Below are 23,591 nucleotides of genomic sequence, written 5' to 3' on the forward strand. Positions count from 1 at the left end.
TCGTGGACTGAGAAAGGCGACCCAGCGATGGCTTGCCTTTCTCACGGGCTGCTGGCGACCAGTTCACCTGTCGGTGACGCTCGGCCTCGGGCGCCGCCTCCCGTGGAACCGCGGCCTTCCCCGAGGCGCCCAGCGCGCCCGACCGTAAACGTCGCTAATTAAATCACTAGCCGGTGACGTTGATCAGGGGTTGCGCCACGGGACGCCGTCGGGCAATTTTGCGCCCGGTATATGAGGAGGAGTTTGCATTGGCGCGTCCCTATAGCATCTATGACGTTTTCACGGACGCTAAGCTTTCCGGCAACCCGCTTGCGGTAATCTTCGATGCAGACGGTCTCGACGATGGCGCGATGCAGGCCATTGCCAAGGAGATGAACCTCTCGGAGACGGTGTTCGTCCAGACGTCGACGAACACTACCCATTCTGCAAAGCTGCGAATCTTCACACCGGGCCGGGAGCTTCCGTTCGCGGGACATCCGACGGTGGGGACGGCCATCGCCCTTGCCGAGCGCACCCACGGGCGCGACAGCGATCTCGATCTGGTCTGTGTCCTTGAAGAGGCGGTCGGTCCGGTTCGGTGCGCTGTGCGTTTGCGCCAGGGGGAGGTGGGGTTCGCGGAGTTCGATCTGCCAAAGAAGTCGCAGCGGATCGACCTCGCCCTGAACCGTCAGGGCATCGTGGACGCGCTCGGCGTCGAGCTGACGGATATCGGGTTCGAAAACCACGTCGCGTCGATCTGGAGCGCCGGTGTGCCCTTCCTGATGATCCCGCTACACAATCTCGCAACTGTCCAGGACATGGAATTCGATGCGCCGCTTTGGGAGAAGGTCGCTCCCTTCGTCGAGGGTGCGCTCGCTTCGGCCTATGTCTATTGCCGCGGCGGCGTCCATCATCAGGCGAAATTTCATGCACGAATGTTCTCGCCAGATATGGGCATCGCTGAAGACCCAGCCACGGGTGGGGCGGTAGCGGCATTGTCCGGCGCGATTCATCATTTCGACGGCTTGCCGGATGGGCATCACCCCCTTCTTATCGAGCAAGGCGTCGAGATGGGACGGCCGTCCTTTATCCATCTCCATATCGATGTGCAGGAAGGGGCCATTGCAAAAGCCCGGATCGGCGGACAAGCGATCCGACTTGCCGAAGGCATTATCGAAATCTAGGCGATATTTTTTAAAACGTTGATTTTGTTACCATAAGTCCGGATATCCTCGCAAAGGCAGTTCGCGGGAGCAAAAAAGAAGCTGCTGATCCAACAAATTTCGCGGGAGGTGCTGGACAAGCCCAAACTTCCTCTTTATACGGCCCTCACACCGGCGGAAACGACGCTTCGCCAAACCGGTTACGGGTGATTAGCTCAGTTGGTAGAGCAGCTGACTCTTAATCAGCGGGTCGTAGGTTCGAGCCCTACATCACCCACCAAAAACAAGCACTTAGCTGGTATTTTCCGCAGGTCGCTTTACACATTCCCCCACATTTTACAGTTTTATTCCTTCTTCGTTCCGCGCCCGATCGCGTCAACGACCTCTTGGCCAGCCAGATAATGCTTGCGAATAATCGATTCGGCATCGTCCTGCGTGTGGCCTGAAATCTCCGATATGAGTTTGATCTTCTCGTCGTGCGACCGATCAAGGTTGCCATAGGCGAAGGTGATCGCCGTTCCGCGTAAATCGTGGAAGGTGACGCCCTTCACTCCGAGCCGCGCCATCTCTTTGCGCCATGATGCTCGGAACCCGCTCGAGGTCCAGTTCTGACCGAACGAGTTCTCCAAAATCCTCTGCCTGTTACCATCCTTCGCTTTCCGCAGTATCGGCAATAGATCCGGTGCTGCAACCACGCGAACCCGCGCTCCGGTCTTTCCCTGCTTGATCGACACTCTCTGCCCATCAAAGGCGAGTGTCGGCATAGTCAGGATGTCGGCTTGCCTCTGCATCGTCCACAGCGCGATCATCGCAACGTTGCGGATATGCGGGGCGGCTTCGGTGAGCACCTTGTTGATCTGATCCTGGGTCCAGATGATATCCCGCCGTGTGCCCTCATGGAGCCTCTCCACGCGCTCCAGCGGATTGCGAAGGATAATCTCCTTGTCCTTGGCCCATGCGAACAGGCGGGACAGCAGAGCAATATGCATGTCGGCAGAGCGCGGGGAATCGCTCATGGTGTCCCGCCAATCGAGGAAAGCTCGCCGGCTGCCGCGGGCCTCAATGTGTTTGATGCTGAAGGTGTCGAACTCAAGCCGGATGGCGCCGAACTGGCGCTCGTAGTCTCGGCGCGTTGACGGAGACAGCGACTGGTAGGACGGTGTTTTGCGGAAGTCATCGATCAGGGAACCGATGGTTCCCGATACCGCGGCTGCTGCTTGTCGGTCACGGGTCAGGCGGATGTATTCCTGCGTGAAAGCCTTTGTGCCAGGCTTCGACTTCATGCGAGGCGCACCCTTGCCGCGCCATGCGTAGTAGTAGGTTTCCCGCATGCCGTTCGCGAGCTTCACGGTGACCTTATGCACTCCGACGAGTTTTCCTTCCATCAAGCCACCTCTGCAGCCCTTCCTCGGGCGTTTCTTCTGTCTTCTGGGCGGCAAACCGATTCGGCGAGAACTCGATCTCGCCAGATGGATGCATGATCACGTTGATGCCATGGATCGCGGCCGCGGCTGCAGCATCGGCGATTTCTGTCTTGGTGTATGTGCGGGCTCTAGTCATCGGCGTCCGTCCACAGCTTATCCACAGGGGCGGGCCTCTCCACCCTTTCTGAAATAGCCGCTCCGTCTGTTTCAGAAACAGGGGTGGTTTCTGACATAGGGACAGCCGCCCTCGTTTCGGGTGGTGTGGAGTTGCGGGCAACGCGACCGGAAGTTTCCAAGGCTGCGCCAATGACCGGTACGATGCGTGACATGATTTCGCGCACCGTCACGGCATCAACCCAGAAGCTTCGCCCGTCGGGAAGCTGAAATGTGCCGCCTATGGCCTGCTGAAGATCCATCGATGTCTGTTTGGAGACGCCGTGCGTTTCGCAGTATGCATTGACGTTGATGTTAGACATCGTCTGAGCCCTCCGTGGCGTCTACGACATGAAAGGCAGCGCGCCGATCGCGCGTCTGGTTGAAGCGGTCCCGCTGTTCGCAGTCGCCCATGACCCATGAATGCAGCTTGCCAGCGTCGACCTGCTCCTGCGTCAAGCGCTTTGCCCGATCGAGTGCCGTCTCAGGTAGTGAGCTCATGACTTGCCCTCCGTGGTGGCGAGGGCGGTGCGATCGAGGCGCTCGATTTCTGCAATGATGAGAGCGCCGGCTTTTACAAGGTCGCGACGGCTGTCGGTCGGCTTCCACCACTCGCGGCTCCAAGGCCAATTCAACGGAAGCACGAAAGCCATAGCTTTCCGATCACTGCCACGTATAGCCGCGCTACGGGCATAGCAGCTTGCAGCACGGGCCATCTCGCCGTCCGAATGCGCGTCATCATGACCTGGCGTCCATCCTTCGACTTCAAACTGGCGACGTCGCTCTGCAATCACGTCATCCAAAGCGGATGATCGATATCTTCCCTCTATAGCGTCTGCGGCATCAATGAGCAGACGAGCTTCGTCAGAGACGTTGCCGCAGGCGCATGAGACCATCCAATTCGCCCAGTTGCGGATATCTTTGGTGAGGTTGCAGCCCGGCGCATGCTGCTCGGGCGCTGGGGTCTCAGACTGCTTGTTCTGTTCGGTCATGGCTGGCGCGGTAGGCGCTGAACCAGCATAGAGATGCTCGATGTCATGCCCGTTGTGTTCGGCGCGCTCGATGTCGGCAGCCGATGGGTGGCCCCAGCGAATTTCGCTTTTCACATCCTCGTCGGCCTCATTCCAGAGGTGCATGTACCAGGCGACCGGCTCGGCTCGCTGCGTGTTCTGCTCGCTCATCTGCTCACTACCTCTCCTGTTCGGGTGTCGACGACATCGCCGTTCATCTTGCGCTTGTACGGGCCAGCTGAGAGCGAAGACTTCGGCTTGGTGATGCCGAGGTGCTTCTTCTTCACCTTGGCGATCTTCGACTTGATGCCGACCTCGATCGCAGTCTTCTTCCGGTGAGCTTCTCTGAGAGTCGGGAAGAGATTGGACTCGCGATGCTCTCCGCCGAGGATCAACGAGACCTTGTGGTCAAAATCAAACTGGTCTCTGACCGGGTCGATCTTGGCGCCGGTGAGATGGCAGATGAAGTTCTCGCGCTCGATGATCCGCACCTTCACCCGATCTGGGATCTTGGCGTCGTCGTTCTTGGCGATCCATTCGGGAGTTGATCTGCTCATGCTCCCAGCTCCTTTGCTTCGCACTCCAGAACCTCGGAGAACAGATCGAACGCCTTCGCGCGAAGGTTCGGATAGACCCGCGGATCGGACTTGATCTGCGCCTTCGCGGACTCGTAGAAGCCCTTGATGTTCTCGTGCACGGCTGGCTTCGTCATGCTTTTCCAGTCGTCTTTGGCCTCTGCCAGGACGATCAGCTTCTGCGATTGATCGAGATCGGTCTGGGCCGGTATCGCCAGCATCTTCCGGCAGCATTCGATCATGCTTGCCCGCTGGACATCGGAAAGTGCAGCAGCAGACGGAGATGCTGTGGTCTCGCCTTCTCCGTCTGCTGCTTGGTCTGCCAACGTGGAGGTGTCGTCGGCAGTATCCGGCTCAGGCAGGGGAGCTTCGCCGGAATTGGTGTTGATCTGATCGCGCATATCGTCGGGCATGGTCAGGATGATGCCTTGCTCTCCGAAGTGGCGGATTATGCCTTCCAGATACTCGGTGAGCTGCTTGGTGCTCATGAGGCTGGTCACGGGTAGGTTCAGCGGCTCGCTCATGATCGACAGCTTCTGCTCGTATGAGAGCGGCTTTAGGATCGCGTCGTAACGCTCCCTGAACGCTTCGTTCTGGCTCCGCAAGATCGGAACGCCGATCGTCAACTTGCAGTAGGCGCGGGCCTCCTCGGCGGTTAGATCGCCCTTCTGGATCGAGATCTCGTTCATCCACATGTGCTGAAGGCGGTTCTGCGCTTTCGAGCGGGGTTTGCCATCGGTGATCGTAAGTGTGAACGGGTACTTCCGGCCCTCAACTAAGCGAGCAGCCATCACGCGTTCGTCTTCCGTTTGAATGAGGCGGTTGACCGTTCCCATGGCTACCTCCAAGACATTTCGAAGGGGATGTCGTCGTCGAGATCTCGCGAGAAGTTCGCATTTTGGCCTGGCGCATCATTGCCGCGACGTTGCCCGCTGGCGCGATTGTCGTCCTTGGGGCGTGGCGGCATCAGCAAAATGATGAACTCGCCTTCTGTGGGCGCTGGGACGGCATTGAGCCGAACGGTGAACCCGTCCTTGTCCTTCATCGGCCAAGCTGTGCCGATTGTGGTGAACTGACTCTTCTCGTTGCCGTCGCGGTCCTTGTAGCGGCGAACGGCCACAGCGTCGTATCGGTCTGCCATTATGCTGCCTCCTGCTGAACAGCCTTGCGGCGTGCTTCAAACTTCTCTGCTGCGATTTGCTTGTAGTCTCGTGACCAGCCGTCGCGCGTGGCGATGTGCTTCCATGTCTCAGCGCACGAGTTGACGGACACGACAGACTGGCAGTCGAGAAGCTCCTGATCGATCACCGCGAGCTGCCGCTTCTGCTCAGCGGAACTGATCGGCTTCGGAGCATCATTGCTTGCTTCCTGCCGAGGAGCGTCTGAGAACTCCTGCTTCATGGCGTTCACGTATTTGTTGTCGTCGAACATGCCCATGTGAACATCGGCGCCGACGCCAACTAGCTTGAAGGCGTTGGTGAGCGCGTCAGTGAAAGCCTTTTTGAAGGCTTCGTCGTCGTTCTCCCACCGCTCCGGCCGGTTGTATTGTTCGTTCGCTTTGATGTACGTGACGACCTTGTCCCCACCGACGCCATAGACGGTGCTGCGCTTGTCATCGAGCATGTACCAGCCCGACACGGTGCAGAAGACGAGGACCTCGTTGTTCTGGCCAGGTACCACCTGAAACACAGGCTCGTTGACGCCCCAGCCCGAGCCGCACGGCCCGAACTCTTCGGTCAACCGGCGATAGGAGAACATCGGCTTGATGGCTGTTCCGGAGAACCCACCAGCGCGCTTGAATGTCTTGGTGTGGGCTGGGTCGGTCTTGCCGAGCTTGTCCCAGAGAGCAGTGTTCTCCATCACGCAGCCTCCCCGAGAGCGACAAGCATCTTCCGGTGGATAGAGCGAGTACGCTCAACGTCGGATCGGCAGTAGTCGGCGATCTCCTGATGGCGACCTTCGGCGAACATCGTGCCCACCATCGACCCATCTACATCACCCTTGCCGGCAATCCCTAGCGCAGCGCAGAGGCTGTCCATGCTGATGTATTCCCGAGCGCCGGCGAATGCCGTCATGGTGTCGAACACCTCGTTGCCCCAAGGCTTCGGATCGCGCGGGAACCACGACGGCATGCGAACGCCAAGAACCATGGCGCGCTGCCAGAGGAAGCGGATGTCGAAGCCGGCGACGTTATGGCCGACGATTGTCGGGACGCGGTTTGTCGTGCTCAGGAAGGTCGCCAGATAGCGCAGAGTTTCTGCCTCGTCCTTGTGCTGGAGAGGCCACGAAACGGTCTGTGCAGGCTCCTCGCCGAAAGCGAAGCCGACGCAGCAGATGTGCCCGAAAGCGCCATTCAGCGACGTCCTGGCGACTGCCTCGTCGATCGCTGCGGACTTCTGATCTTTCTCCCATGCCGCGATCGTGTCGGCCTTCTTCATCTGGGCTGGCGGCTTGACCGACGCGGCCACGATCTGGCGGGCTTCATCGGTCTGTGCCGGGATAGTCTCAATGTCGAGATACAGGTAGGTCATGGTGCGATCCTCAATCGACGTATTCGATATCGAGCTGACCCATCGCTTCTGGCGAGGCAGCGGTTTCCTTCAGGATGGATTGGAGGCAGCCCGCGCATGCGGTGAAACCTTGCTTGGTGTACTTCAGCAGGCGCCGCATGGTGGCGACCGGATAGGTGATCTTGTGGACAGCTAGCTTGCGACGTCCGAGATCCCAGAGCGCATAGGGCGTAGTGACAAGATCGTCGTTGTCGAGAACGAACATGGTCACCGTGTAGTCGAAGCTGTCGATCACCTGCTCTGCGGTCTCGTAGAACCTGAAGCGGATGGCCTGGATGTCCACCGGCAGCTCTGATCCAGCGATAGTGCCTCGCCAATGCTTGTGATGCTCAGTCTCGCGGATGAGGTTCAAGCCACTCGGGAGACCTGCTTCCCATGCCGCCATGTCCTCGGCAGACTTGAAGAAGAAGTCGAAGTCGCTATCGAGAGCTTGGCCGATCAACGTCCGCCGGATAGCGCCGCCTGCCAGCCACGCGCCGCCGCCAAGGGCTTCATAGATGCGGTTTATGTGGGCCGTGTCGCATCCGGATCGAGCGCAGAAGTCTTCGAAGTTTGTGCGGAAGTAAGTCACTCGGCTGCCTCCAATATGATTTTCATCGCCCGCTCCTTGCCGAGATCTCTCACGGCATCAGACACTGCCTGGCGAAGCTGAAATTCGATGAAACCTTCCGGGTTCATCTTCTGCAGCAGGCGATCCGTGATGGCTCCCAGCCGCTCTGCTTCGACCTTGTGCTCGGCTACCTTTCCCATGCGACGTTCTCCTGCTGATCTTTGATGACCCGCTCGTAAGCAGGCGCTGCAATGAAGGTGAAGACGCCCCAGAACGCGATGATGATGGCGGCGCCAATCATCCCGTAGGCTGGAACGGTGGTGACGTATGGGGCTGGCTGTGGCTTGGTGAACCGGCCGAGGTCGTGCGCCTTGGAGCGGCAGTCTCTACCTTCGCATCCGCCGTCGTACTGGTTGGCTGGGCAGCAATCACGCATCAGTCGCCTCCCGCTCTCCCGCTGTGCGGCCAAACTGATCAGTATCGGTCCAGTAGTAGACGCCGTCCACAGAGGTGAATCCTATCGCTCCTTCTGGAGCCAAGAAGTCGGTTGTACGAACACGGAAGCCGACCTTGTTCGGCTTGATTTCTGGGTCCAGTTCCATCGGTCCAAGGTTCCCCCACTCCTCACAATGGAGACGGGAGGGTGACCGTTGTTCGTTCGGCAGCCATGTCTCGTCCCCGAGCATGTACTTGATGCCCTTCGGAGGCTGAGGCTCGATTGCGCTGATGATCTTGGGTTCACGCATCGGCTTTCTCCTTGAGAGCGGACGCGCCTTCTGCGATCCATTGCGCGAGAGCCGTGGATAGGTGGTCGTTACGGAAATTGAGGGCGTCGGAGAAATGGACGATACCTTCCATTGCTACCGTCAGCTTGTCGCGCTCTTTGCGAAGGCTATCGCTTACAGCCTTCTCGACGTCTCTGGATGCCTCTGCGTCACGGCGCTTCCGCCATTGTTCGGCCCGCTCATCTTCAAGGCGCGCTAATGCCGCATCCTTCGCCTTCAGCGCTTCATCCGCCGCCCGCATGATGTCTCCATCATCCGTTCTGCAGTCTTCGTCAGATGCGTCGGCGCGTTCGAGAAGGCGCTGGGATAGGGTGAGGGGCTTGATCATAGCGAGGGCTCCCGCGTGGATAGGGCGGCTAGAGCCTTGGCTACGATTGGGTGATGCTTTCCGTCAAAAACGATTGAGGCCAGCTTCTCGACCGCCGGGGCCAAAGCAACGCGCATTTCAGCCAACTTCAAAGACTGGCGCTCTACTTGTCCCTTGAACATATCGCGGTTGTTCTGCAGCCGAGCGATCTCAGCATCTTTGGCGGCGATGTCTGGCAGGATCACCGAGAGCTGTTCGCGAACGTCGCGGTTCTCTTCCTTCTCCAGAGCGATCGAGATATAATCCCACTGGATGCGGTGCGGCTTCATGTGCTCGACCATGGCGCGGAGAGTGTCGATCTGCTCTTCGTCGTTCATGTTGGCGAAGACCTGACCGAAGCTGTCTGCGTCGGCTTCAATGAAGACCGGGCGGCTGCTGTCGATGCGTACGGTGATCTTGTTCATACCGTCCTCCCCGTGCTTGCATCCAAACCCTGACGAGCGCGGAACATGGCAGGCTCTGCGGATGCGATCAGCCGAAGCTCGCGGCGCTCGACGAACGCTCTGTCCGGATCTGGAAAAACCGGTGCCATAGCCTCGATGTCATCCTTCCGAACCGCCCAATCACGGCTGTTTCGAACGAAGATCGGGAAGCTGCGTTCGAGATCCTCGATGGAGTAATTCTCGCCGATCTCAAGCTCGTCAGCCGCATCAGCGCGCTTGAGCCATGCCTGGGCGAAGATCTCCGTCGCGTCCGACGAAATAAGCGTCTTGGTGTTGAGGATCACGATGCGCGGGCAGCTGTCGCCCGGTTCGTCGAGCAGCATGTCCACGGTATAGGTCTTGCCAAGACTGGTGCTGTCGTTGACGTAGACATCGCCAGCGCGGGTGGTGTTGAAGAACAGGACGATGTCGTCGGTGGTGATGAGGTTGGTCATGCTGCGCCGCCTGTCGCCTTGGCGATGGCTGCGCGGGCTTTATCGCAGAGGGCATGGGCGCCCTCATCCTCGTCGAGCCACGAAACCACGAGTTCTGCGACGTAGAGAAGCTCTGGAGCGGCTGCGATCAGTCGCTTGTCGGCGTCTGAGATGCAATTTACGCAAATGCTCATGTAGCGACCGTCTACAATCGGCTCCTGCCCGCCAGCGAGTTGGAGCCAATCGCCGTCTTCAGTGAGCCCCCAAGGCCCCGGCGTATGCTTTGATGTGTCTGTCATGCTGTCTTCCCTCCGTTGGGATCACATTCGATATCCGCCGGTGAAGACGGATGCCGAAGGGGATCAGGCGGTGATCTTGGTGAGTGCTTCGCGGAAGCGGGTCTTCTCAGCCTCAAGGAAAGCCTTGTGCTGTGCCTCGACGCCGCGACGAACCTCAGTGATAAGTTCGTTCGTCGCCTTCTCGATCTCGCGCTTGAAGGTCGTTTCCATGCACTTCTCGACGAGGTACTGCATGCGGCTCTTCTCGTTGTACGAAGAGCGGTCGCTCACCTTGCCGTCATTGCCGACCATCTGAGTTAGATACTGGCGACCGGTCAGTCCGAGGAATTCCCGCATGGTGACCGGATCGGCGTCAGCCTTGCCGTAGGTGTACTTGGGGATAAGCGGCTGGTTGATGATCTCGGTCGTGACGGCTTCAAGCGCGGCATCTGCCTTGGCGGTGACGAGAGAGACTGTCTTCGCCTCAATCTCCTTGGCGAGACGGTCGTTACCGAACTTGCCGACAAGCTGCTGTGCAGCGGCCTGAACGATAAGCTCTTCCATGTCGCGAAGTGTCCAGCTTGTCATGGCGACGTGAAACTCGATCCCGTTGCCTTCCGGCTCCTTGCGAGCTTCCATGCTGCTGGAAACGCCTTCGTCGTCGTGTTCCGCGCCGAGCAGCTCGTTGACGTTGCCCGTATCCATGATCACGTTTGTCACTGCGTCTCTCCACTATCGCCGACCCATCTGGCCGGCTGGTTGAATTGGGAGAGGTAGGTTCTTGGCCCGGCTCCTCTCCCGTGTCTCAAGTTCACCGCGTGAAGCGGCCTGCGATGTACCCGACGCCGAAAAGGACGAAGCTCGTCACGAGATCGAGGGCGGCGGAGAGAAGCGTGAACTGCAGGAAGATCAGAACGACCGCGACGGTGGCGAAGACGATCGACTTCCCCGACCGAGCGAGATCAGACATCGTAGTTCGCCAGATTGAGGCCCAAGGTCTGAGCGATCTTCGCAAGCACCTGCTTTTCTTCGGCGCTGATGCCGCCGTTGTCGGCAACGTCGAGTGCGGAATAGAGAACCGTTTCCGACATCTCGTGATCGCTCGAAATGTCTTCCAGCTCCTTGTATAGGCCGGAGCGACCGACACGACCGCCCTGAGCCCGCTTCAGCATGGCATCGGCGGTGCGCTCGATTTCGGAAGTCTTGAAAGCGGCGGAGAGTGAAGCGTTGGACGACACGGCCTTGACCGTCTGATCGACTTCAGCGTCGGAAACGTCACCATCTGCGGCGGCGACCAGTGCGGAAGCCGCACACACGGCCTCCAAGAAATCCTTGCGACCGGAGTACTTATTCACTCCGCCGCTGAGCTTATTTTTGAGAGCTGCGAACATGCTTGTTCATCCTCTTAGGGTTGGGACCAGATCGGGCCGTGCCGTCTTCGTGGTCGCTGTCTACGAGGATGAACATCGCAGACAACACGGATCGTGTCAACATGTATCGTGTTGAGCAGACGAAAAAATAACACGCGCTGTGTTGCGCAACATCGAATCAGAGCGTAGAAAACAAAAAGCCCGCCACGAGCGCTAACTCGGGCGGGCTGTTGGTGACGGTTTGACCCTGGGAAGTTTTCCCGTCGCCAAATAACAGTTGTTTCTACCATGAACAGTTGTTTGCTAAAAGCAAAAACCTCCCATCAGGTTCCCGATCCTTTGAAAATCGGGGCATACGTGACGGAACGCCGCGAGCGATCGGGCTAACCGGAATATGGACAGCATGAGACAGGACGCGCGGGCATTGAGACGGCCCTAGCTGGTTCGCAAGATCAGCGATAAACGACGAAAGTGGTGAGGGCCTAGCGCGAATGCTGGGATCAAACCGGGAGCGCAGGCCCCTAAGACACCCCCGGGAGCATCCGGGTCTCAGCCTGGTCGATAAAGCGCGAGTGGTCTGAAAGCTCTGGTTTGGAATAGGACGGAATGGAAGTGAGGATGTTACCTCACCCCCCGTCTTAATTGATACCTATGCCTTGAGGTCAGGCCGAAGGTGCATCTCGATCAGTTCTCGTGCAGCTTCAAAAACACCGCTCTCGTCGTCGCCTTGGCTTTCTTCAAGCATCAGAAGAGCGTCTTCGTAGATCTCGCGCTGCATCTCGTCTGATAGCACGCCTATCCGGCGCAACTGCCCCACGAGTGCTGCAATCGTTGCAGAGCAAGAAAGCGCTACAGCTCCAGCGGAAAGTATGGCGCTGGCATCGCTCATGCGTTGCCGGCCAAGGCGATGTAGTGCACCGAGACGACGCATGGCGCGGCGAAGCGCAGTTCCTTTTCAGGGTTGAACTGCGAAAGCACCAGTTCCTCGGCGTTGTGCCGAATGAACTTCTTCACGTAGGCGAGAAGAGGGCCGTGCTCGTCGAGGCGGATTTGCGCGATCACGTAGTCGCCTTTCTTCACCCGCCGGTCAGGATCCACAAAGCAGACTTCCCCGTCCTCGTAGCGAGGAGACATGGAGTCGCCTGAGACCTGAACCCCGTAAGCACCGTTGACGTCCGACAGGATCGGCGGGGCCATGATCTCGTAAAGCACGCTTCCATTCATCTCGAACTCGCCATCTACGCCGCCAACAGCGCGGCCATAGACTTTGATCGTTCGGCCGCGTCCGACTAATTTAGCGCCAACGACCGCATTGGGCGAATCATTTTGATTCGCAGCCGAGACAATGCCGTCCTCTGCCATAAGCCACAGAGGATCGACGCCAAACTTCTTGCCGTAGACCTTGGCCTCGTCAAGCTTCAAATCGTTCTGCCCATTCTCATGAGCGCGATACGTGCTCGCCTTCATGCCAAGAGCGTCCGCAGCGGCTGAAGCCGAGCTGTATTTCGATGATCGTGCGGATCGAAGCCGCGTTGCTTTTTCAAACTTATCTGCCATGCGAGCAACATATTCGGTGTTGCAACATGATGCATGTTGACAAAGCAACACGATGCGTGTCACATAGGGACATGAGCACCGAACCCAACATCGCCCCGATCAACGAGATGACCGACGTCTTCGGCATCTTCAAGAACACAGAGCTGGCCGAAGCGCTGAACGTCGGCCCCTCTACGATTTCCGAGATGAAGCGCCGGAAGAGCATCCCGCCAGAATACTGGTCGGACTTGATCCCGGCGGCGCGAGCCAAGGGCCGCGATGACCTGACGTTCGAACTTATGTCGGAGCTTGCTCGCAAGGCCAAGCGCAAGGTGGCAGCATGACCACGCTTGAACGCCTCCGCGCCATCATCGTCGATGTCCTCAATGTAGACGCTGATCTCGTCGTCCCCAGCGCCAATTTCATCAACGACCTCGGCGCGGACAGCCTCGACCACATCGAATTGCTGATGGCCGTAGAGTCCGAGCTGGACTTGGAGCTTGACGACGAAGCTCTCGAGAAGGTGCAGACCGTTCAAGACGCTGCCTCCCTGATCGATGCGGCCACTCTCACGCAGAGGGCAACGGCATGACTAGCATCCCTGACGACGTCCTGAAGGCTGCCAAGAAGCTGATCACCAGCGTCGAGTTCGACGTCAACGGCATGAACGGCAAAGGCGGCAATGGCGGTCTGACATCCAACGATACGCTTCATGCGGCCGGTACTCTTCGGCTGATCCTGAGCAGGCACGAAAAGGCAGTTTCAGCATGAGCGAGTGGACCGAGCACGACGGCAAAGGAATGCCGGTTACCGGCGACACGGTCGTTCAGGTTCGCTTCAAGGGCGGCTGGACAGACGAGCGCCACAACACATTCGACGATGCCTCCTACTGGCACGACGAGCAGCCTGAGGCGTCCTCTTGGGTCTCGACTGAAGATGACGACTACATCGTCGCTTATCGCGTTCATTCGGTCGCTCCGGCAGGTGCAACATGAGCAAGCCAGTGATTCCCGCGAGTGAGATCCCAAAAGACGTTTGGGCAGCAGCCGAAGAAGCTCTCGACAACATGCTCTGCCATTGCCGTGAAAGCAGTGGAAGCACCAAAGCTTTTCGGCGCGACAGTATCAACGAGATTGCTCAGGCCATCCTCGCAGAGCGGACCCGCAACAGTAAGGGAGCGCCCGAGCTTCTCGAAGCTTGCAAGAAGCTGGTCCACTGGCATGCCTATCGGGGCGCGGACAACGAGCTTCGGCATCGCGATTGCCAGCTTCCAGAGATCGCGTACGCCATGGACGCTATCGCAAGGGCAGGTGGCTGACATGACCTGCTGCCCCACCTGCGGCCAAGCCGTCCAAGCAGAACAGCGCCAGGCATCCGGTATCACCGAGCGCCAGCGCGATCTCATCGCATTCATTCGTGATTTCAAGGCCAAGCACGGCTTCTCGCCCAGCTTCGTCGAAATGGCCGGTGGCATTGGCATCTCCTCCAAGAGTGGTGTCGCTCGGCTTGTCAGCGGTCTTGAGGAGCGCGGCGTCATTCGCCGGCTGAAGGACAAGAACAGATCAGTCTCAATCGTGGGAGAGTTCGCATGAGTAGCTTTCGTGTTGGGCAGAAGGTCGTCTGTGTTTGGATTGAGAAGACCTACCCCGATGGTTTTGTGGTGCTTCAAGAGCCAAACATGCCCGAGATAGGCCGCGTCTACACTGTCCGTGCGGTTATCGAAGGGCTCGTGAAGAATACGCCTTGCATCAAGGTCGAGGAGATCGCGGATCAACGTATCAGCGCTCTTTTGCATGGTGATTTTGTCACCGGCGACGTCGTCTTCGAAGCTGCTGGTTTCCGGCCTTTGGTCGAGCGCAAGTCCGACATCTCCATCTTCAAAGCAATGCTGACCCCTTCGCGGGTCGAGGAGCACGCATGACCATCTCTCTGGCAGTCATCGGAGCAGTTTCCATCTTCTTCCTCTTGGTCTGTGTCGGCGCTGCAATGCGCGTCTCCAGCCAGATCAGCGAGCAGGAGCGGGAGGATGAGCTTGAAGCCTTCATCGCCGCCAACCTTGAGCGCGAGCTTTCACAGGCATCCTAAGCAGAGGCTGGCGCGCCTTCCGGCAAGTTGGTTCGCGCCGCTCTCTTCAACATCTGGGTTCGGTTTAGGCCGGGCTCCTTTCTACCGCTCCAAGCCACAGCGCTTCCGCTGACACCAGGAAGCTAACCCAAGGCGGCAAGGAGCGCATTCACAGTGTCAAAGCATCACGTTCACGAAGACATTTTCGAAAAGCACGGCAAACAGGAACAGGAAGCCATGAGTACGGCAATAGCGGCTGAATACGTAAGGAAGATGGTTGAGCGCGAGACGGCCGGTAACGGCGACGTCGAGAATGCAATCCGTCGCCTGGCGCGCCGACACGACCTTTCATTCTGGCAAATGATGCACCTGCGGGCGGGCAGGGCAAAGTCCATCACGGTCGACGCATTCACGTCGATCCGGCGGGCATACGTCGAATACTGCGAGGCTGAGGTCCGGGCCCTGCAGGAGGAGATTAGACGGGACCGGGAACGCTACGAGGACAACCATGATCTTCGAGATCTGGAAAACGAAGCTCAAGCGCTGGCTGAAAAGGTTCGGCTGGCAAGGGAAAGGATCCGGTGATGACGACAACAGGCAGTAACAGCAAACTTTCGGATGCGGATCGGCAAAAGCTTTTTGCCAGTCACTTCCGCGAAGAACTTGAAATTGAAAACGCTAAGCGAGCGCTTGCCGCCCGCCGGACAGCAAACCGCAAGATGGCTAAATCATACGAGCCATCCTTCTCGGGGCAGAAGTTCGATCATTACCTCAAAGCTCATTTTGGCGAAGATGACCAGAAGCCTGTCGATCGCCTCAAATCCGACCGCGAAAATCTCGAGTGGTTAGGCCTCATAGCTGAGACCAGCAGCGGCGATTTGCTGAAGCAAGCCGATCGCGTTGACGGTGAGCAGCTGATCCGTGCCAAGGGCTACAAGTCCGGCCTACTCAACCTAGACCGTGTCTCCGGATACGACTCCGGCAGTTCTGACGACAAGCTCTGGCTGGAATCGTTCGACGCGGGACGGGCGGAATACGACGCCGAGATCCCAGACATCCTCGCCCGCATCGCTGCGGCAGCCTCGAAAGAGGAAGATGCGAGCAGCGAAGATCCATTCCCCGCCGGCGAGGACTGAGCCCGATGATGAACGCCAACAGCACCACGAGAAACATAGAGGAGCGCAAGAGCGTGGAAACCAACATCAACACCATCGGCGGCGCCATCCTCGTCCAGACGCTCATTCGATACGCTGCATACGTCGCGATCACTTGGATTTCGCTGACGTTCATGAACGACTGGGTGCTCACCTATATCGCGGCGTCGCGCTGAGTTCCTCCCCGGCGGCTCTCCTCCTCCCAGATAGAGCCGCCCACCTTGGCCGCGCGAATGCGGCGTCTTCTTTCCCCCGGTGACCCATGAGCATAAATCTGAAAATTCAGTCGAAAGCCGAGGCAATCCTGCAAAGCGAGGCCAAGTTCTATGGCGTGACAGCCACGGCAGTCGCCAAGGCCATTATGGACAAGGTTGTCGCTGGAGAGATGATCCGCGACGTCCTGCAAGGTGTGGATGTTGCCAGCTACCAGGAGCGCAGAGCCAAGCCGCTCCCGGTCATCAAGGCTGCCCGCCAGTACAAGTATTCCCTCAACGGCAAGCCGGTGAAGCTCGACGAGTTGGCGATCGAGCATGGCATCGCTCCGACGACGCTTCGCCGGTGGGTGAAGGCTGGCATGCCGATCGCGGAAGCCATCAAGGGCCGGAACAGCGAGGGCCACGCGTGATGGTCTACATCCTCGGCTTCGACCCCTCGAAATACACAGGCTGGTCTCTCTACAGCCCCGACCGTCGCAAGGCAGACGGCAACTATTCCCACGTTCAATGCGGCATCCTCGAGATGCCAGAGAAGGCGGACATGTACTACACCGCCGACCAGATTGGCCTCAAGGTCACCGCGCTGGTTCGCCGCATCAAGACCGAGCTCGGCATCAAGCCAGACTTCGCGGTTCTCGAGCAGCAGATCGAAGCGCAGGTATCCATGCAGGGACGCGGACAGAGCTTCGCAGGCTCGATCTCTCCTTGGGTGGCATCATCCGCCATCGTCGCCACGCTTTCCAACCACGGCATTCCCTACGGCACGCTGATGCCGTCCTCGTGGCGCAAGTCGTTCTTCGGAGCCAGCTTCAAGCCACCGATCGACAGCAAGGGCAAGAAGGACTGGAAGTCAGCGGCCGTCGACGAGTGCGAGCGCCTTGGTATCCAACTGCCGAAGAAGAAGACCCTCGCGCATAACGCGGCTGAGAGCTGCGCTTTGGCGATCTCCTACGGCGCCCGGGACATGAAGGTGCATGCGGGCAGGTATCACGAGCCTTGGCTCAATCTCATCCAGGCGCGCAACGAGCGTGCAGAGGTGGCGGCATGATCACCACTCGCACCATTTTGGATGGTCGTTGCACCATGCATGTCGGTGACTGCATCGAAGCCATGCGCACTATGCCAGCGAACTCGGTCGATTGCGTTGTGACGTCTCCGCCTTACTGGGGACTTCGTGACTACGGCGTTGCCGGACAGATCGGTCTTGAGCCGACGCTGGGTCAGCACCTCGAGGTAATGGTTGCCGTCTTCCGTGAAGTCTGGCGCGTGCTGAAGCCGAAAGGCACGCTGTGGCTCAACTATGGTGATTGCTACGCGGCGGCGCCTAACGGCAAGAGCGCAGCAGCCTATAAGGCTGATGGTGCCGACGATCGTACATTTCGCGACAAGCCATTCTCTACCGTGGGCGGTTTTCTGAAGCCGAAGGATCTATGCATGATCCCCAACCGGCTAGCCATCGCTCTGCAGGAAGACGGCTGGTACGTTCGCTCTGAGATCATTTGGCACAAGCCCAATCCCATGCCGGAATCGGTCTATGACCGGCCCACAACCTCGCACGAGAAGATTTGGCTGCTCACAAAGGGCGAAGACTACTTCTACGACCACGAGGCGATCCGCGAGCCCACCACTGGCACCGCCCACGCGCGGAAGCCTGGCCCGAACAGCAGACAAAACGTCGATCGAGTTCCTGTCTCGCGGAAAAAGACACCGGCGGGTTGGGATACGGGAGCTGGGGCGCACGGCTCGTTTCACAAGAATGGGCGCGACGTCCCCAGCAAGGTAGCGGAGGAATCGGACCCGTTCCGCAAAGCGAAGCCGTCTTTTGCCGCGGCGACTGGTGACCTGGTGGAAACCCGGAATGCACGGAACGTGTGGTCTATCGCCCCTAAAGCTTTCCGCGATGCCCACTTCGCTACGTTTCCGCCTGCGGTTGCCGAACGGTGCATGAAGGCTGGCACGCCGAAGCTCATATGCGCCTGCTGCGGCGCGCCTTCCGGCTGTGGTCCAATCTGCGAGGTCTTCGGTACCGAACCCGGCGTTGTCTTCGACCCGTTCGGTGGTGCCGGCACAGTCTCACTCGTTGCCGAGCAGCTTGGCCTTCGCAGCGTCATGGTCGAGCTCAACCCTGAATACGCAGATATAGCCGAGCGCCGCATCACAGGTGCGTCGGTCTCGATCGAGAAAGATGAGGTGGCAGCATGAGCGGCCCAGTAGATCGCAGCCAGTTCGACCGGATCACCGACAAGGACGCTCTCGAAGCCTCCGAAGTGTTCCTCGCATGCATGTTCGCCAACAACGCCATCATCGCGGATTGCGGGCTCGACCCCGAAGACTTCGGGCAAGGCTACCACCAGATGCTGTTCCAGCATGCGCAGGAAATGTTCCGCAGCGGGCAGCCGGTGACAGCCGTCTCAATCAAGCCCCATCTCCCGAAGGTCGTCCGTGCATCCGAGGGCGAAGATATCCTGACGGCGCAGTACAACGTCCAGCTGATGTCGCTCGGCTTTGACCCAAGCACGATGGGCCGGCTGGAATCGGCCATCCACATCATCAAGAGCGTCTCGCTGGGCCGTCTGCTCGCCAGAGAGGCCGATATCGCCTCAGAGATAGCCAAGGAAGGCCATACGCTCCTCACGCTGGACGATGAGATCGAACAGCTAGAGCTTCGCCTGAAGGAGCGCAGGCAGCGTTTGTCGAGCCTCAAGTCTGGCACGGCGCCGGGATCCTCATACCTCGCCAAGTTCGAAGCGTCGGCTCGTCGGGATGGTGTGGTCGGTGTTCCGATCGCTCTTCCTGAAATCCAGCGGGTGCTCTCTGAGCCGGCATTCGAAGCCGGTAACCTCTACGGGCTGCTCTCATCGTCCGGCGAAGGCAAGTCCAGCCTCACGATGCAGCTGATCAACCATGCGGTCGATCTCGGTCATCCGGTTCTGTTCCTCTCCTATGACCAGTCTGCCGACCAATGCGTGTCCCAGATGATCGCCCAGGTTCACGGGATCTCGATGAAGAAGCAGCGGGAACCGACAAGGCTGATGAGCCAATCGGAGCGCGATACCTGCGTGTTGTTCGCTACCGCCATGAACACCCGGCCGCTCGACATCATCCGCTGCCAGCGCGAGGGCGTCGACAAGCTCGTCGCCTACGCCCGCCGCTTCATCAAGAAGCAGGCCAACGGCAAGACACCATTCATCGTCATAGACCATATCGGCAAGGTGAAGCCTCGTGATCCGAAGCTCTCACCAGACCGCATCTCCGGCGAGGTGACGGTCGAGCTTAAGGCGCTTGCATACGAGACACAGTCGGCCGTCCTGATCCTCAACCAGCGCAACGGGCTGGGCTCCAAGCGTGACAACCCGCGGCCGATCGCAGCCGACCTATACGGAGGCGAGGGCGCTCGTGCCGACTATGACGCGGTGATCACCCTCTATCGCCCAGAGAAGTACCGCAAGGAGCGCGAGAAGGTCGCCGCCACCCCGCAGGACTGGAAGACGATCAACAGCGTGTTCGGGTCGGAGATCGAAGGTGTTGCCGAGCTTGCATCCATCAAGGTCAGGTTTGGCGATCCCAGCATCGAGGAGTTCGTCCACTTCGAGGCGGAGTTCACCCGGTACATCTCTCCCAAGCCAAAGCGCAACCAGCAGGATCTAGGCATATGATTTACGGCTCAGTTTGCAGCGGCATTGAAGCCGCCACAATGGCTTGGCATCCACTCGGATGGACGCCCAAATTCTTCTCCGAGATCGAGGCTTTCCCCTCTGCGGTCCTCGCTCACCACTACGGAAGCAACATGCCAGGCGAACCGCTGGCCAAGAACGGGATTCCCAACTATGGCGACTTCACGCAAATTGGCGCAGACGCAGGACCAATCGACCTTCTTGTGGGGGGAACACCCTGCCAGTCATTCTCGGTCGCAGGAAAGCGTCTCGGACTGGATGATCCGCGCGGCAACCTCGCCCTTGAGTATCTCAGCTTGGCTAGGCGCTTGCGCGCCCGCTGGATCGTCTGGGAAAACGTCCCCGGTGTCGTTTCCTCTGTCACGGATGAGGAGGACGGTGAGGGCGGTCTTCAGTCAGGAATTGAAGGACGCGAAGCCGGAGACGAATGGATTGAAGAAAGCGATTTTGCGACCTTTCTCACATTCGTTCGGGAATGCGGGTATGGGTTCGCCTACCGAGTTCTTGACGCTCAATATGTCCGAGTGGACGGCTTTGGACGGGCTGTCCCTCAAAGACGAAGGCGTGTCTTCGTTGTCGGATATCTTGGAGACTGGCGACGTGCCGCAGCAGTATTACTTGAGCCCCAGGGCATGCGCGGGGATTCTGCGCCGAGCCGGGAACAGGGGAAAAGAGTTGCCCCCACAATTGCGAGCCGCCCTTCAGGCGGTGGCGGACTTGGAACCGACTTTGACCTTGATGGTGGACTGATCACGTCGGATGTCGCGCCGACCATGCGGGCAGGCGGAAACAAAACTGGCGGCGACCGCCCGCCTGGCACGGATGTTGATACTCTCGAGAGTCTGGTTGCGTTCCCCCTTACTGCGGGAATGGCTGCCAGCGCGGCGCGAATGCCGCATGAACAAGGCGCATTGTTGCCTATCTGCTTCAATTCACGCGAAGACCCTGAAGTTACTTGGGATAGAGCCGGAGCTCTGGGCTCGTCGTCTCCACAGTCGCAAGCCGTAGCGTTCGACATGCGCGGCCGCGAAGGTGGGGCACAGTTCGAAGGGCCTCATGACACGGCCAATATCCGTGCTGCTTCTGGCGGGTCGAGCAAGAGTTATGTAGCTCAAGAATGGGCAGTACGTCGCCTGACCCCTACCGAGTGCGAGCGCCTTCAGGGGTTCCCAGACAGCTTCACAGACGTTCCTTGGGGTAAGAAGGACACCGCTCCAGACGGTCCTCGCTACAAAGCGCTTGGAAACTCTATGGCGGTCAACGCGATGCGTTGGATCGGCCAGCGGATCGACATCATGGAAAAGCTCATCGAAGCAGGGAGGGTGTGATGATTACCTCTCATCCTCATGGCGCTCAAGAACACCAATCGCCCAGCCAAGCCATTCGGGGATCTCTCGGTCGCCCGCTTTCCAACGGCGGACAGTCCGAGCGTCCACACGGATGCGACGGGCAAGTGGAGACTGCCAATCAGCGCCGTACAGCGCAGAGGCGCGCTGCTCCAACTCTTCTTTGCTCACAGGGCAAATTCCTCAATGGCCAGCTTCGCTTTGAAGCGGTCAGTGCGGGCATAGATGCACTTGGATTCACGCAGGGCCGAGACGATGCGGGAAGCAGTGCGGTTAGCGCCGGAGCGATCAGCCCAGCCAGCCACGAAGGTGCGGGCTTCGGCAATGCTCTGGTGGATGGCGAGGACGCGATCTTCGGAAGTCAGGGTGAAGTAGAGGGTCATGTTCGGTTTCCTTTGCTTGACCCGAATATAGGACCATTGGCCCTACACAGTCAAGGGGAGATTTACGCATGAACAAATACTCAGCCTATCCGCAGCCAGTCCCAGGCGGCTTTCGCGTCATGATGCGCTTCGCCCGCGACAGCCATCCGAAGCCATTGATGGGTGAAGGCGACAAGCCGGTCATCTATCCGACCGAGCAAGCCGCATGGAAGGCCTGCGCCAACCATCTGCTTCGGTATCTGAATTTCCCGATCGTCGCTGGTGAGGCGGGAGCAACCACCCTCAAGCAGGCACGGCGGGAGAAGGCAGACAAGCTGTTTCTTGGAGGTGGCCGCGTGGTCCAGGTTCAGACGATCGGAGAGCGGGCATGAGCGAGACGACGACGAGCAACGAGACGTCGAAGCGCGAACAGCCGATGACAGCAGACGAGGCATGGTCGCTTTTCGATAGCCGCCGATTCTTGCACGGGCACCGTGAGACGATGCGCGAGAGCTTCATCATCGCGCTCAAGGAGTTCACCGCATGCCCGTCGAAAGCGCACGGGCAGATGCTGGTCCCGGTAGTAGCGACTGAAGAAATGGAACTCGCGGCGATTAAACGGGTCGCGCCCTATCACGATCAGCGCTGGTACAGCGTAATGCCAAAGGATCTCTTCCGGCTCGCATGGCCGGCGATGCTGGCGGCTGCTCCAAAGCCCCTAAAGGCCGGTGAGCGTGGCGGTGCAGCATGAGCCGGATCGACGAGCTGATCGCCTACAACAAGTCCCGCGCCCCCTTCTACGACGAAGAGATCAAGCGGATGGAGAAGCTTGACACAACGACCAAGCTGATCACCGAAGCCGAACAGGACCAGTGGATCGAAGACCTCGAACTCGAGCGCCGGTGCTTGCGCGACACAATCTCTTATCTCGAAGCATTCAAGAAGCATGGAGTGCAGCCATGATCCACGTCCAGCCGTGCACATCTACCGCCGAGATCTACGATCGCGCCAGAGCCGCTCGTGTGGCCTGCTACGGCAAGCCGAAGGTGGTCAACATCGCATCGGACATGCGCAAGGCCAAGGCGGTGGAAGCGGAGAAACAAGCCCTGCTGGTCCGCGATGACTTCTTCGGCCCGCTCGACTTCATTCGCCATCAATGCGAGCTTCTCGGAACGACATACGAAGAGGTCTCGTCCGTCGGCAGACTTGATCGGTTCGGCGTCGAGAACCGTCGCACTGTTATCCTCGCAGTCATGGAAAAGTACCCGACCCTGTCGCTCCCGAGGATTGGCGCGATCTTCAACCGAGACCACTCGTCCATCCACTTTACGCTTGGCACGATACCGAAGCGACCACCGCCGGCAAGAGACCTCATGGCGAGGACCACGAGAGCCAGAGAGCTCTACGATCAAGACCTTACAATCGCCGAGATAGCCGAGATCATCGGCGTCAACAGAAGCACGGTCACGACCATGAAGCGTCGAGAGCAATGGCCCGACCGAGTACGGCCAGTCAGGAAGGCTAAGGGCAAATGAGCTATCCCGAAGCCGAGACAATCCTTGCAGAGTTCGGCGTCGAGATCGTCCCCAAGAACGTCGTGCCGAAGCATGGCCAGACAAGAGCGGTGGCGTCCGTGGATCGCATCAGGCGCCGCCATGGAGCCCCGCACGCTCGCTTCGTCATCATGACGCTAGTTGAGACAGCCAACAACAACACAGCGCTCGACGAGACGGGCTTATGGGCTACCAGCGACATCATCCTGGCGTTCAAGAAGAACTATCCGGCCCTGATGGAGAACGACGTCGATCGGTTCCTCTCCTTCTTCGATCGGGTGCCTGTCGGCAGGCTGCAGCTCTGGTGCCTTGGCTTAGAGGGGATCACCAACAAAAGAGCCGCGTTGGTGGGGTTGATATGGGAGAGGGCCTGCCGGGTCTTCGCAAATAGGCAACAAGATCTTCTCGACGATAGGAGGATGAACGCATGAGGACTGATGACAAGATGATCCGAGCCTATCTGCAGTCCGCGCACGACCGAGGCGGCAGCTATCATATGGCGATGCTCATGATGGCAGATCGTATTCTTGTTCTGGAAGATAGGCTATTGAAGGCGCGTGTTGAGTTTCCTGAGGACAAGACCATCCCAAGCATGGGTGAGGAGTGA

General features: G+C 58.9%; 46 protein-coding genes and 1 tRNA gene. 24 read left to right on the forward strand and 23 right to left on the reverse strand.

Going from position 1 to position 23,591, the window contains the following annotated elements; genetic code table 11:
- Positions 1 to 248 precede the first annotated feature (248 nt).
- Both ACQY1P_RS12615 and ACQY1P_RS12620 read left to right on the forward strand, forming a co-directional pair.
- Complete coding sequence (locus ACQY1P_RS12615; protein WP_430256486.1) at positions 249 to 1,163, forward strand: PhzF family phenazine biosynthesis protein; 915 nt, start codon at positions 249 to 251, stop codon at positions 1,161 to 1,163.
- A 183-nt stretch (positions 1,164 to 1,346) separates the two neighbouring features.
- Positions 1,347 to 1,422: transfer RNA gene (locus ACQY1P_RS12620), tRNA-Lys, on the forward strand.
- A 64-nt stretch (positions 1,423 to 1,486) separates the two neighbouring features.
- Here ACQY1P_RS12620 and ACQY1P_RS12625 read toward each other — a convergent pair.
- The 22 genes from ACQY1P_RS12625 to ACQY1P_RS12730 all read right to left on the reverse strand — a co-directional run bounded on the left by ACQY1P_RS12625 (position 1,487) and on the right by ACQY1P_RS12730 (position 12,637).
- Positions 1,487 to 2,527, reverse strand: coding sequence for a tyrosine-type recombinase/integrase (locus ACQY1P_RS12625; protein WP_430256487.1), 1,041 nt, complete (start codon positions 2,525 to 2,527; stop codon positions 1,487 to 1,489).
- Positions 2,528 to 2,694: 167 nt separating this feature from the next.
- Positions 2,695 to 3,042: a hypothetical protein gene (locus ACQY1P_RS12630; protein WP_430256488.1), complete on the reverse strand. Its 348-nt coding sequence runs from the start codon at positions 3,040 to 3,042 to the stop codon at positions 2,695 to 2,697.
- Positions 3,035 to 3,220, reverse strand: a complete 186-nt coding sequence (locus ACQY1P_RS12635) for a hypothetical protein (RefSeq protein WP_430256489.1) — start codon at positions 3,218 to 3,220, stop codon at positions 3,035 to 3,037. Before ACQY1P_RS12635 ends, ACQY1P_RS12630 begins: the two co-directional genes overlap by 8 nt.
- Complete coding sequence (locus ACQY1P_RS12640) at positions 3,217 to 3,900, reverse strand: hypothetical protein (protein WP_430256490.1); 684 nt, start codon at positions 3,898 to 3,900, stop codon at positions 3,217 to 3,219. Before ACQY1P_RS12640 ends, ACQY1P_RS12635 begins: the two co-directional genes overlap by 4 nt.
- Positions 3,897 to 4,286, reverse strand: a complete 390-nt coding sequence (locus tag ACQY1P_RS12645; RefSeq protein WP_430256491.1) for an HNH endonuclease — start codon at positions 4,284 to 4,286, stop codon at positions 3,897 to 3,899. The genes ACQY1P_RS12640 and ACQY1P_RS12645 overlap by 4 nt, the downstream gene beginning before the upstream one ends.
- On the reverse strand, positions 4,283 to 5,140 hold the full coding sequence (locus ACQY1P_RS12650; RefSeq protein ID WP_430256492.1) for a hypothetical protein: 858 nt from the start codon (positions 5,138 to 5,140) through the stop codon (positions 4,283 to 4,285). Before ACQY1P_RS12650 ends, ACQY1P_RS12645 begins: the two co-directional genes overlap by 4 nt.
- Positions 5,141 to 5,142: 2 nt before the next feature.
- Positions 5,143 to 5,445, reverse strand: a complete 303-nt coding sequence (locus ACQY1P_RS12655) for a hypothetical protein (protein ID WP_430256493.1) — start codon at positions 5,443 to 5,445, stop codon at positions 5,143 to 5,145.
- Entirely contained in the window at positions 5,445 to 6,164 is a 720-nt protein-coding gene (locus ACQY1P_RS12660; protein WP_430256494.1) for a hypothetical protein, read from the reverse strand. The genes ACQY1P_RS12655 and ACQY1P_RS12660 overlap by 1 nt, the downstream gene beginning before the upstream one ends.
- Positions 6,164 to 6,835 (reverse strand): ribonuclease H-like domain-containing protein, encoded by a 672-nt coding sequence (locus ACQY1P_RS12665; protein WP_430256495.1) that lies wholly within the window; start codon positions 6,833 to 6,835, stop codon positions 6,164 to 6,166. The genes ACQY1P_RS12660 and ACQY1P_RS12665 overlap by 1 nt, the downstream gene beginning before the upstream one ends.
- 10 nt (positions 6,836 to 6,845) lie before the next feature.
- Positions 6,846 to 7,445 (reverse strand): hypothetical protein, encoded by a 600-nt coding sequence (locus tag ACQY1P_RS12670; RefSeq protein ID WP_430256496.1) that lies wholly within the window; start codon positions 7,443 to 7,445, stop codon positions 6,846 to 6,848.
- Complete coding sequence (locus ACQY1P_RS12675; protein ID WP_430256497.1) at positions 7,442 to 7,624, reverse strand: hypothetical protein; 183 nt, start codon at positions 7,622 to 7,624, stop codon at positions 7,442 to 7,444. Before ACQY1P_RS12675 ends, ACQY1P_RS12670 begins: the two co-directional genes overlap by 4 nt.
- Positions 7,612 to 7,860 carry a hypothetical protein gene (locus ACQY1P_RS12680; RefSeq protein ID WP_430256498.1) on the reverse strand — a complete coding sequence of 83 codons (249 nt, stop codon included), beginning with the start codon at positions 7,858 to 7,860 and terminating at the stop codon, positions 7,612 to 7,614. Before ACQY1P_RS12680 ends, ACQY1P_RS12675 begins: the two co-directional genes overlap by 13 nt.
- Positions 7,853 to 8,170 (reverse strand): hypothetical protein, encoded by a 318-nt coding sequence (locus ACQY1P_RS12685; protein ID WP_430256499.1) that lies wholly within the window; start codon positions 8,168 to 8,170, stop codon positions 7,853 to 7,855. Before ACQY1P_RS12685 ends, ACQY1P_RS12680 begins: the two co-directional genes overlap by 8 nt.
- Positions 8,163 to 8,537: a hypothetical protein gene (locus ACQY1P_RS12690; RefSeq protein WP_430256500.1), complete on the reverse strand. Its 375-nt coding sequence runs from the start codon at positions 8,535 to 8,537 to the stop codon at positions 8,163 to 8,165. The genes ACQY1P_RS12685 and ACQY1P_RS12690 overlap by 8 nt, the downstream gene beginning before the upstream one ends.
- Positions 8,534 to 8,980, reverse strand: coding sequence for a hypothetical protein (locus ACQY1P_RS12695; RefSeq protein ID WP_430256501.1), 447 nt, complete (start codon positions 8,978 to 8,980; stop codon positions 8,534 to 8,536). Before ACQY1P_RS12695 ends, ACQY1P_RS12690 begins: the two co-directional genes overlap by 4 nt.
- Entirely contained in the window at positions 8,977 to 9,453 is a 477-nt protein-coding gene (locus ACQY1P_RS12700) for a hypothetical protein (RefSeq protein ID WP_430256502.1), read from the reverse strand. Before ACQY1P_RS12700 ends, ACQY1P_RS12695 begins: the two co-directional genes overlap by 4 nt.
- Positions 9,450 to 9,731, reverse strand: coding sequence for a hypothetical protein (locus ACQY1P_RS12705; protein ID WP_430256503.1), 282 nt, complete (start codon positions 9,729 to 9,731; stop codon positions 9,450 to 9,452). Before ACQY1P_RS12705 ends, ACQY1P_RS12700 begins: the two co-directional genes overlap by 4 nt.
- Before the next feature lie 63 nt (positions 9,732 to 9,794).
- Positions 9,795 to 10,430 carry a hypothetical protein gene (locus tag ACQY1P_RS12710; protein ID WP_430256504.1) on the reverse strand — a complete coding sequence of 212 codons (636 nt, stop codon included), beginning with the start codon at positions 10,428 to 10,430 and terminating at the stop codon, positions 9,795 to 9,797.
- A 91-nt stretch (positions 10,431 to 10,521) separates the two neighbouring features.
- On the reverse strand, positions 10,522 to 10,680 hold the full coding sequence (locus ACQY1P_RS12715) for a hypothetical protein (RefSeq protein WP_430256505.1): 159 nt from the start codon (positions 10,678 to 10,680) through the stop codon (positions 10,522 to 10,524).
- Positions 10,673 to 11,101 (reverse strand): TerB family tellurite resistance protein, encoded by a 429-nt coding sequence (locus ACQY1P_RS12720; RefSeq protein WP_430256506.1) that lies wholly within the window; start codon positions 11,099 to 11,101, stop codon positions 10,673 to 10,675. Before ACQY1P_RS12720 ends, ACQY1P_RS12715 begins: the two co-directional genes overlap by 8 nt.
- A gap of 628 nt (positions 11,102 to 11,729) precedes the next feature.
- Entirely contained in the window at positions 11,730 to 11,969 is a 240-nt protein-coding gene (locus ACQY1P_RS12725; RefSeq protein ID WP_430256507.1) for a hypothetical protein, read from the reverse strand.
- Positions 11,966 to 12,637, reverse strand: coding sequence for a S24 family peptidase (locus tag ACQY1P_RS12730; protein ID WP_430256508.1), 672 nt, complete (start codon positions 12,635 to 12,637; stop codon positions 11,966 to 11,968). Before ACQY1P_RS12730 ends, ACQY1P_RS12725 begins: the two co-directional genes overlap by 4 nt.
- A 71-nt stretch (positions 12,638 to 12,708) precedes the next feature.
- Between ACQY1P_RS12730 and ACQY1P_RS12735 the strand changes: the two genes are divergently transcribed.
- The 16 genes from ACQY1P_RS12735 (at position 12,709) to ACQY1P_RS12810 (ending at position 21,051) form a co-directional block, all read left to right on the forward strand.
- Positions 12,709 to 12,960, forward strand: a complete 252-nt coding sequence (locus tag ACQY1P_RS12735; RefSeq protein WP_430256509.1) for a carph-isopro domain-containing protein — start codon at positions 12,709 to 12,711, stop codon at positions 12,958 to 12,960.
- A complete protein-coding gene (gene acpP, locus ACQY1P_RS12740) occupies positions 12,957 to 13,208 on the forward strand; it encodes an acyl carrier protein (RefSeq protein ID WP_430256510.1) in 252 nt (83 codons plus the stop codon). The genes ACQY1P_RS12735 and acpP overlap by 4 nt, the downstream gene beginning before the upstream one ends.
- Entirely contained in the window at positions 13,205 to 13,387 is a 183-nt protein-coding gene (locus tag ACQY1P_RS12745) for a hypothetical protein (protein ID WP_430256511.1), read from the forward strand. The genes acpP and ACQY1P_RS12745 overlap by 4 nt, the downstream gene beginning before the upstream one ends.
- On the forward strand, positions 13,384 to 13,611 hold the full coding sequence (locus ACQY1P_RS12750; protein ID WP_430256512.1) for a hypothetical protein: 228 nt from the start codon (positions 13,384 to 13,386) through the stop codon (positions 13,609 to 13,611). The genes ACQY1P_RS12745 and ACQY1P_RS12750 overlap by 4 nt, the downstream gene beginning before the upstream one ends.
- On the forward strand, positions 13,608 to 13,934 hold the full coding sequence (locus ACQY1P_RS12755; RefSeq protein ID WP_430256513.1) for a hypothetical protein: 327 nt from the start codon (positions 13,608 to 13,610) through the stop codon (positions 13,932 to 13,934). The genes ACQY1P_RS12750 and ACQY1P_RS12755 overlap by 4 nt, the downstream gene beginning before the upstream one ends.
- 1 nt (position 13,935) lies before the next feature.
- Positions 13,936 to 14,208, forward strand: coding sequence for a LexA family protein (locus tag ACQY1P_RS12760; protein WP_430256514.1), 273 nt, complete (start codon positions 13,936 to 13,938; stop codon positions 14,206 to 14,208).
- The gene (locus tag ACQY1P_RS12765) at positions 14,205 to 14,537 is read left to right on the forward strand and encodes a hypothetical protein (RefSeq protein WP_430256515.1); all 333 of its coding nucleotides are present in this window, start codon (positions 14,205 to 14,207) and stop codon (positions 14,535 to 14,537) included. Before ACQY1P_RS12760 ends, ACQY1P_RS12765 begins: the two co-directional genes overlap by 4 nt.
- Positions 14,534 to 14,701 carry a hypothetical protein gene (locus ACQY1P_RS12770; RefSeq protein WP_430256516.1) on the forward strand — a complete coding sequence of 56 codons (168 nt, stop codon included), beginning with the start codon at positions 14,534 to 14,536 and terminating at the stop codon, positions 14,699 to 14,701. The genes ACQY1P_RS12765 and ACQY1P_RS12770 overlap by 4 nt, the downstream gene beginning before the upstream one ends.
- Before the next feature lie 216 nt (positions 14,702 to 14,917).
- Positions 14,918 to 15,265: a hypothetical protein gene (locus ACQY1P_RS12775; RefSeq protein ID WP_430256517.1), complete on the forward strand. Its 348-nt coding sequence runs from the start codon at positions 14,918 to 14,920 to the stop codon at positions 15,263 to 15,265.
- Complete coding sequence (locus ACQY1P_RS12780; RefSeq protein WP_430256518.1) at positions 15,265 to 15,816, forward strand: hypothetical protein; 552 nt, start codon at positions 15,265 to 15,267, stop codon at positions 15,814 to 15,816. The genes ACQY1P_RS12775 and ACQY1P_RS12780 overlap by 1 nt, the downstream gene beginning before the upstream one ends.
- 5 nt (positions 15,817 to 15,821) lie before the next feature.
- The gene (locus ACQY1P_RS12785) at positions 15,822 to 16,010 is read left to right on the forward strand and encodes a hypothetical protein (protein ID WP_430256519.1); all 189 of its coding nucleotides are present in this window, start codon (positions 15,822 to 15,824) and stop codon (positions 16,008 to 16,010) included.
- An 86-nt stretch (positions 16,011 to 16,096) separates the two neighbouring features.
- A complete protein-coding gene (locus ACQY1P_RS12790) occupies positions 16,097 to 16,459 on the forward strand; it encodes a hypothetical protein (RefSeq protein ID WP_430256520.1) in 363 nt (120 codons plus the stop codon).
- The gene (locus ACQY1P_RS12795) at positions 16,456 to 17,097 is read left to right on the forward strand and encodes a hypothetical protein (RefSeq protein ID WP_430256521.1); all 642 of its coding nucleotides are present in this window, start codon (positions 16,456 to 16,458) and stop codon (positions 17,095 to 17,097) included. The genes ACQY1P_RS12790 and ACQY1P_RS12795 overlap by 4 nt, the downstream gene beginning before the upstream one ends.
- Positions 17,094 to 18,251: a DNA-methyltransferase gene (locus ACQY1P_RS12800; RefSeq protein WP_430256522.1), complete on the forward strand. Its 1,158-nt coding sequence runs from the start codon at positions 17,094 to 17,096 to the stop codon at positions 18,249 to 18,251. Before ACQY1P_RS12795 ends, ACQY1P_RS12800 begins: the two co-directional genes overlap by 4 nt.
- On the forward strand, positions 18,248 to 19,705 hold the full coding sequence (locus ACQY1P_RS12805; protein ID WP_430256523.1) for a DnaB-like helicase C-terminal domain-containing protein: 1,458 nt from the start codon (positions 18,248 to 18,250) through the stop codon (positions 19,703 to 19,705). The genes ACQY1P_RS12800 and ACQY1P_RS12805 overlap by 4 nt, the downstream gene beginning before the upstream one ends.
- On the forward strand, positions 19,702 to 21,051 hold the full coding sequence (locus tag ACQY1P_RS12810) for a DNA cytosine methyltransferase (protein WP_430256524.1): 1,350 nt from the start codon (positions 19,702 to 19,704) through the stop codon (positions 21,049 to 21,051). Before ACQY1P_RS12805 ends, ACQY1P_RS12810 begins: the two co-directional genes overlap by 4 nt.
- A gap of 185 nt (positions 21,052 to 21,236) precedes the next feature.
- Here the strand turns inward: ACQY1P_RS12810 and ACQY1P_RS12815 are convergent, their stop codons facing one another.
- Complete coding sequence (locus ACQY1P_RS12815) at positions 21,237 to 21,452, reverse strand: hypothetical protein (protein WP_430256525.1); 216 nt, start codon at positions 21,450 to 21,452, stop codon at positions 21,237 to 21,239.
- Positions 21,453 to 21,520: 68 nt separating this feature from the next.
- Here ACQY1P_RS12815 and ACQY1P_RS12820 point away from each other — a divergent pair, with 68 nt between their 5' ends.
- From ACQY1P_RS12820 to ACQY1P_RS12845, 6 genes are read left to right on the forward strand one after another with little or no spacing between them, the layout of a single operon-like run.
- Positions 21,521 to 21,823 carry a hypothetical protein gene (locus ACQY1P_RS12820; RefSeq protein ID WP_430256526.1) on the forward strand — a complete coding sequence of 101 codons (303 nt, stop codon included), beginning with the start codon at positions 21,521 to 21,523 and terminating at the stop codon, positions 21,821 to 21,823.
- Positions 21,820 to 22,182, forward strand: coding sequence for a hypothetical protein (locus tag ACQY1P_RS12825; RefSeq protein ID WP_430256527.1), 363 nt, complete (start codon positions 21,820 to 21,822; stop codon positions 22,180 to 22,182). The genes ACQY1P_RS12820 and ACQY1P_RS12825 overlap by 4 nt, the downstream gene beginning before the upstream one ends.
- The gene (locus ACQY1P_RS12830; RefSeq protein ID WP_430256528.1) at positions 22,179 to 22,394 is read left to right on the forward strand and encodes a hypothetical protein; all 216 of its coding nucleotides are present in this window, start codon (positions 22,179 to 22,181) and stop codon (positions 22,392 to 22,394) included. The genes ACQY1P_RS12825 and ACQY1P_RS12830 overlap by 4 nt, the downstream gene beginning before the upstream one ends.
- Positions 22,391 to 22,966: a terminase gpP N-terminus-related DNA-binding protein gene (locus tag ACQY1P_RS12835; protein ID WP_430256529.1), complete on the forward strand. Its 576-nt coding sequence runs from the start codon at positions 22,391 to 22,393 to the stop codon at positions 22,964 to 22,966. The genes ACQY1P_RS12830 and ACQY1P_RS12835 overlap by 4 nt, the downstream gene beginning before the upstream one ends.
- Positions 22,963 to 23,415, forward strand: coding sequence for a hypothetical protein (locus ACQY1P_RS12840; protein WP_430256530.1), 453 nt, complete (start codon positions 22,963 to 22,965; stop codon positions 23,413 to 23,415). Before ACQY1P_RS12835 ends, ACQY1P_RS12840 begins: the two co-directional genes overlap by 4 nt.
- On the forward strand, positions 23,412 to 23,591 hold the full coding sequence (locus ACQY1P_RS12845) for a hypothetical protein (RefSeq protein ID WP_430256531.1): 180 nt from the start codon (positions 23,412 to 23,414) through the stop codon (positions 23,589 to 23,591). Before ACQY1P_RS12840 ends, ACQY1P_RS12845 begins: the two co-directional genes overlap by 4 nt.

It is taken from the genome of Neorhizobium sp. DAR64872/K0K18, from assembly GCF_050500175.1.
Classification (GTDB): domain Bacteria; phylum Pseudomonadota; class Alphaproteobacteria; order Rhizobiales; family Rhizobiaceae; genus Neorhizobium; species Neorhizobium soli.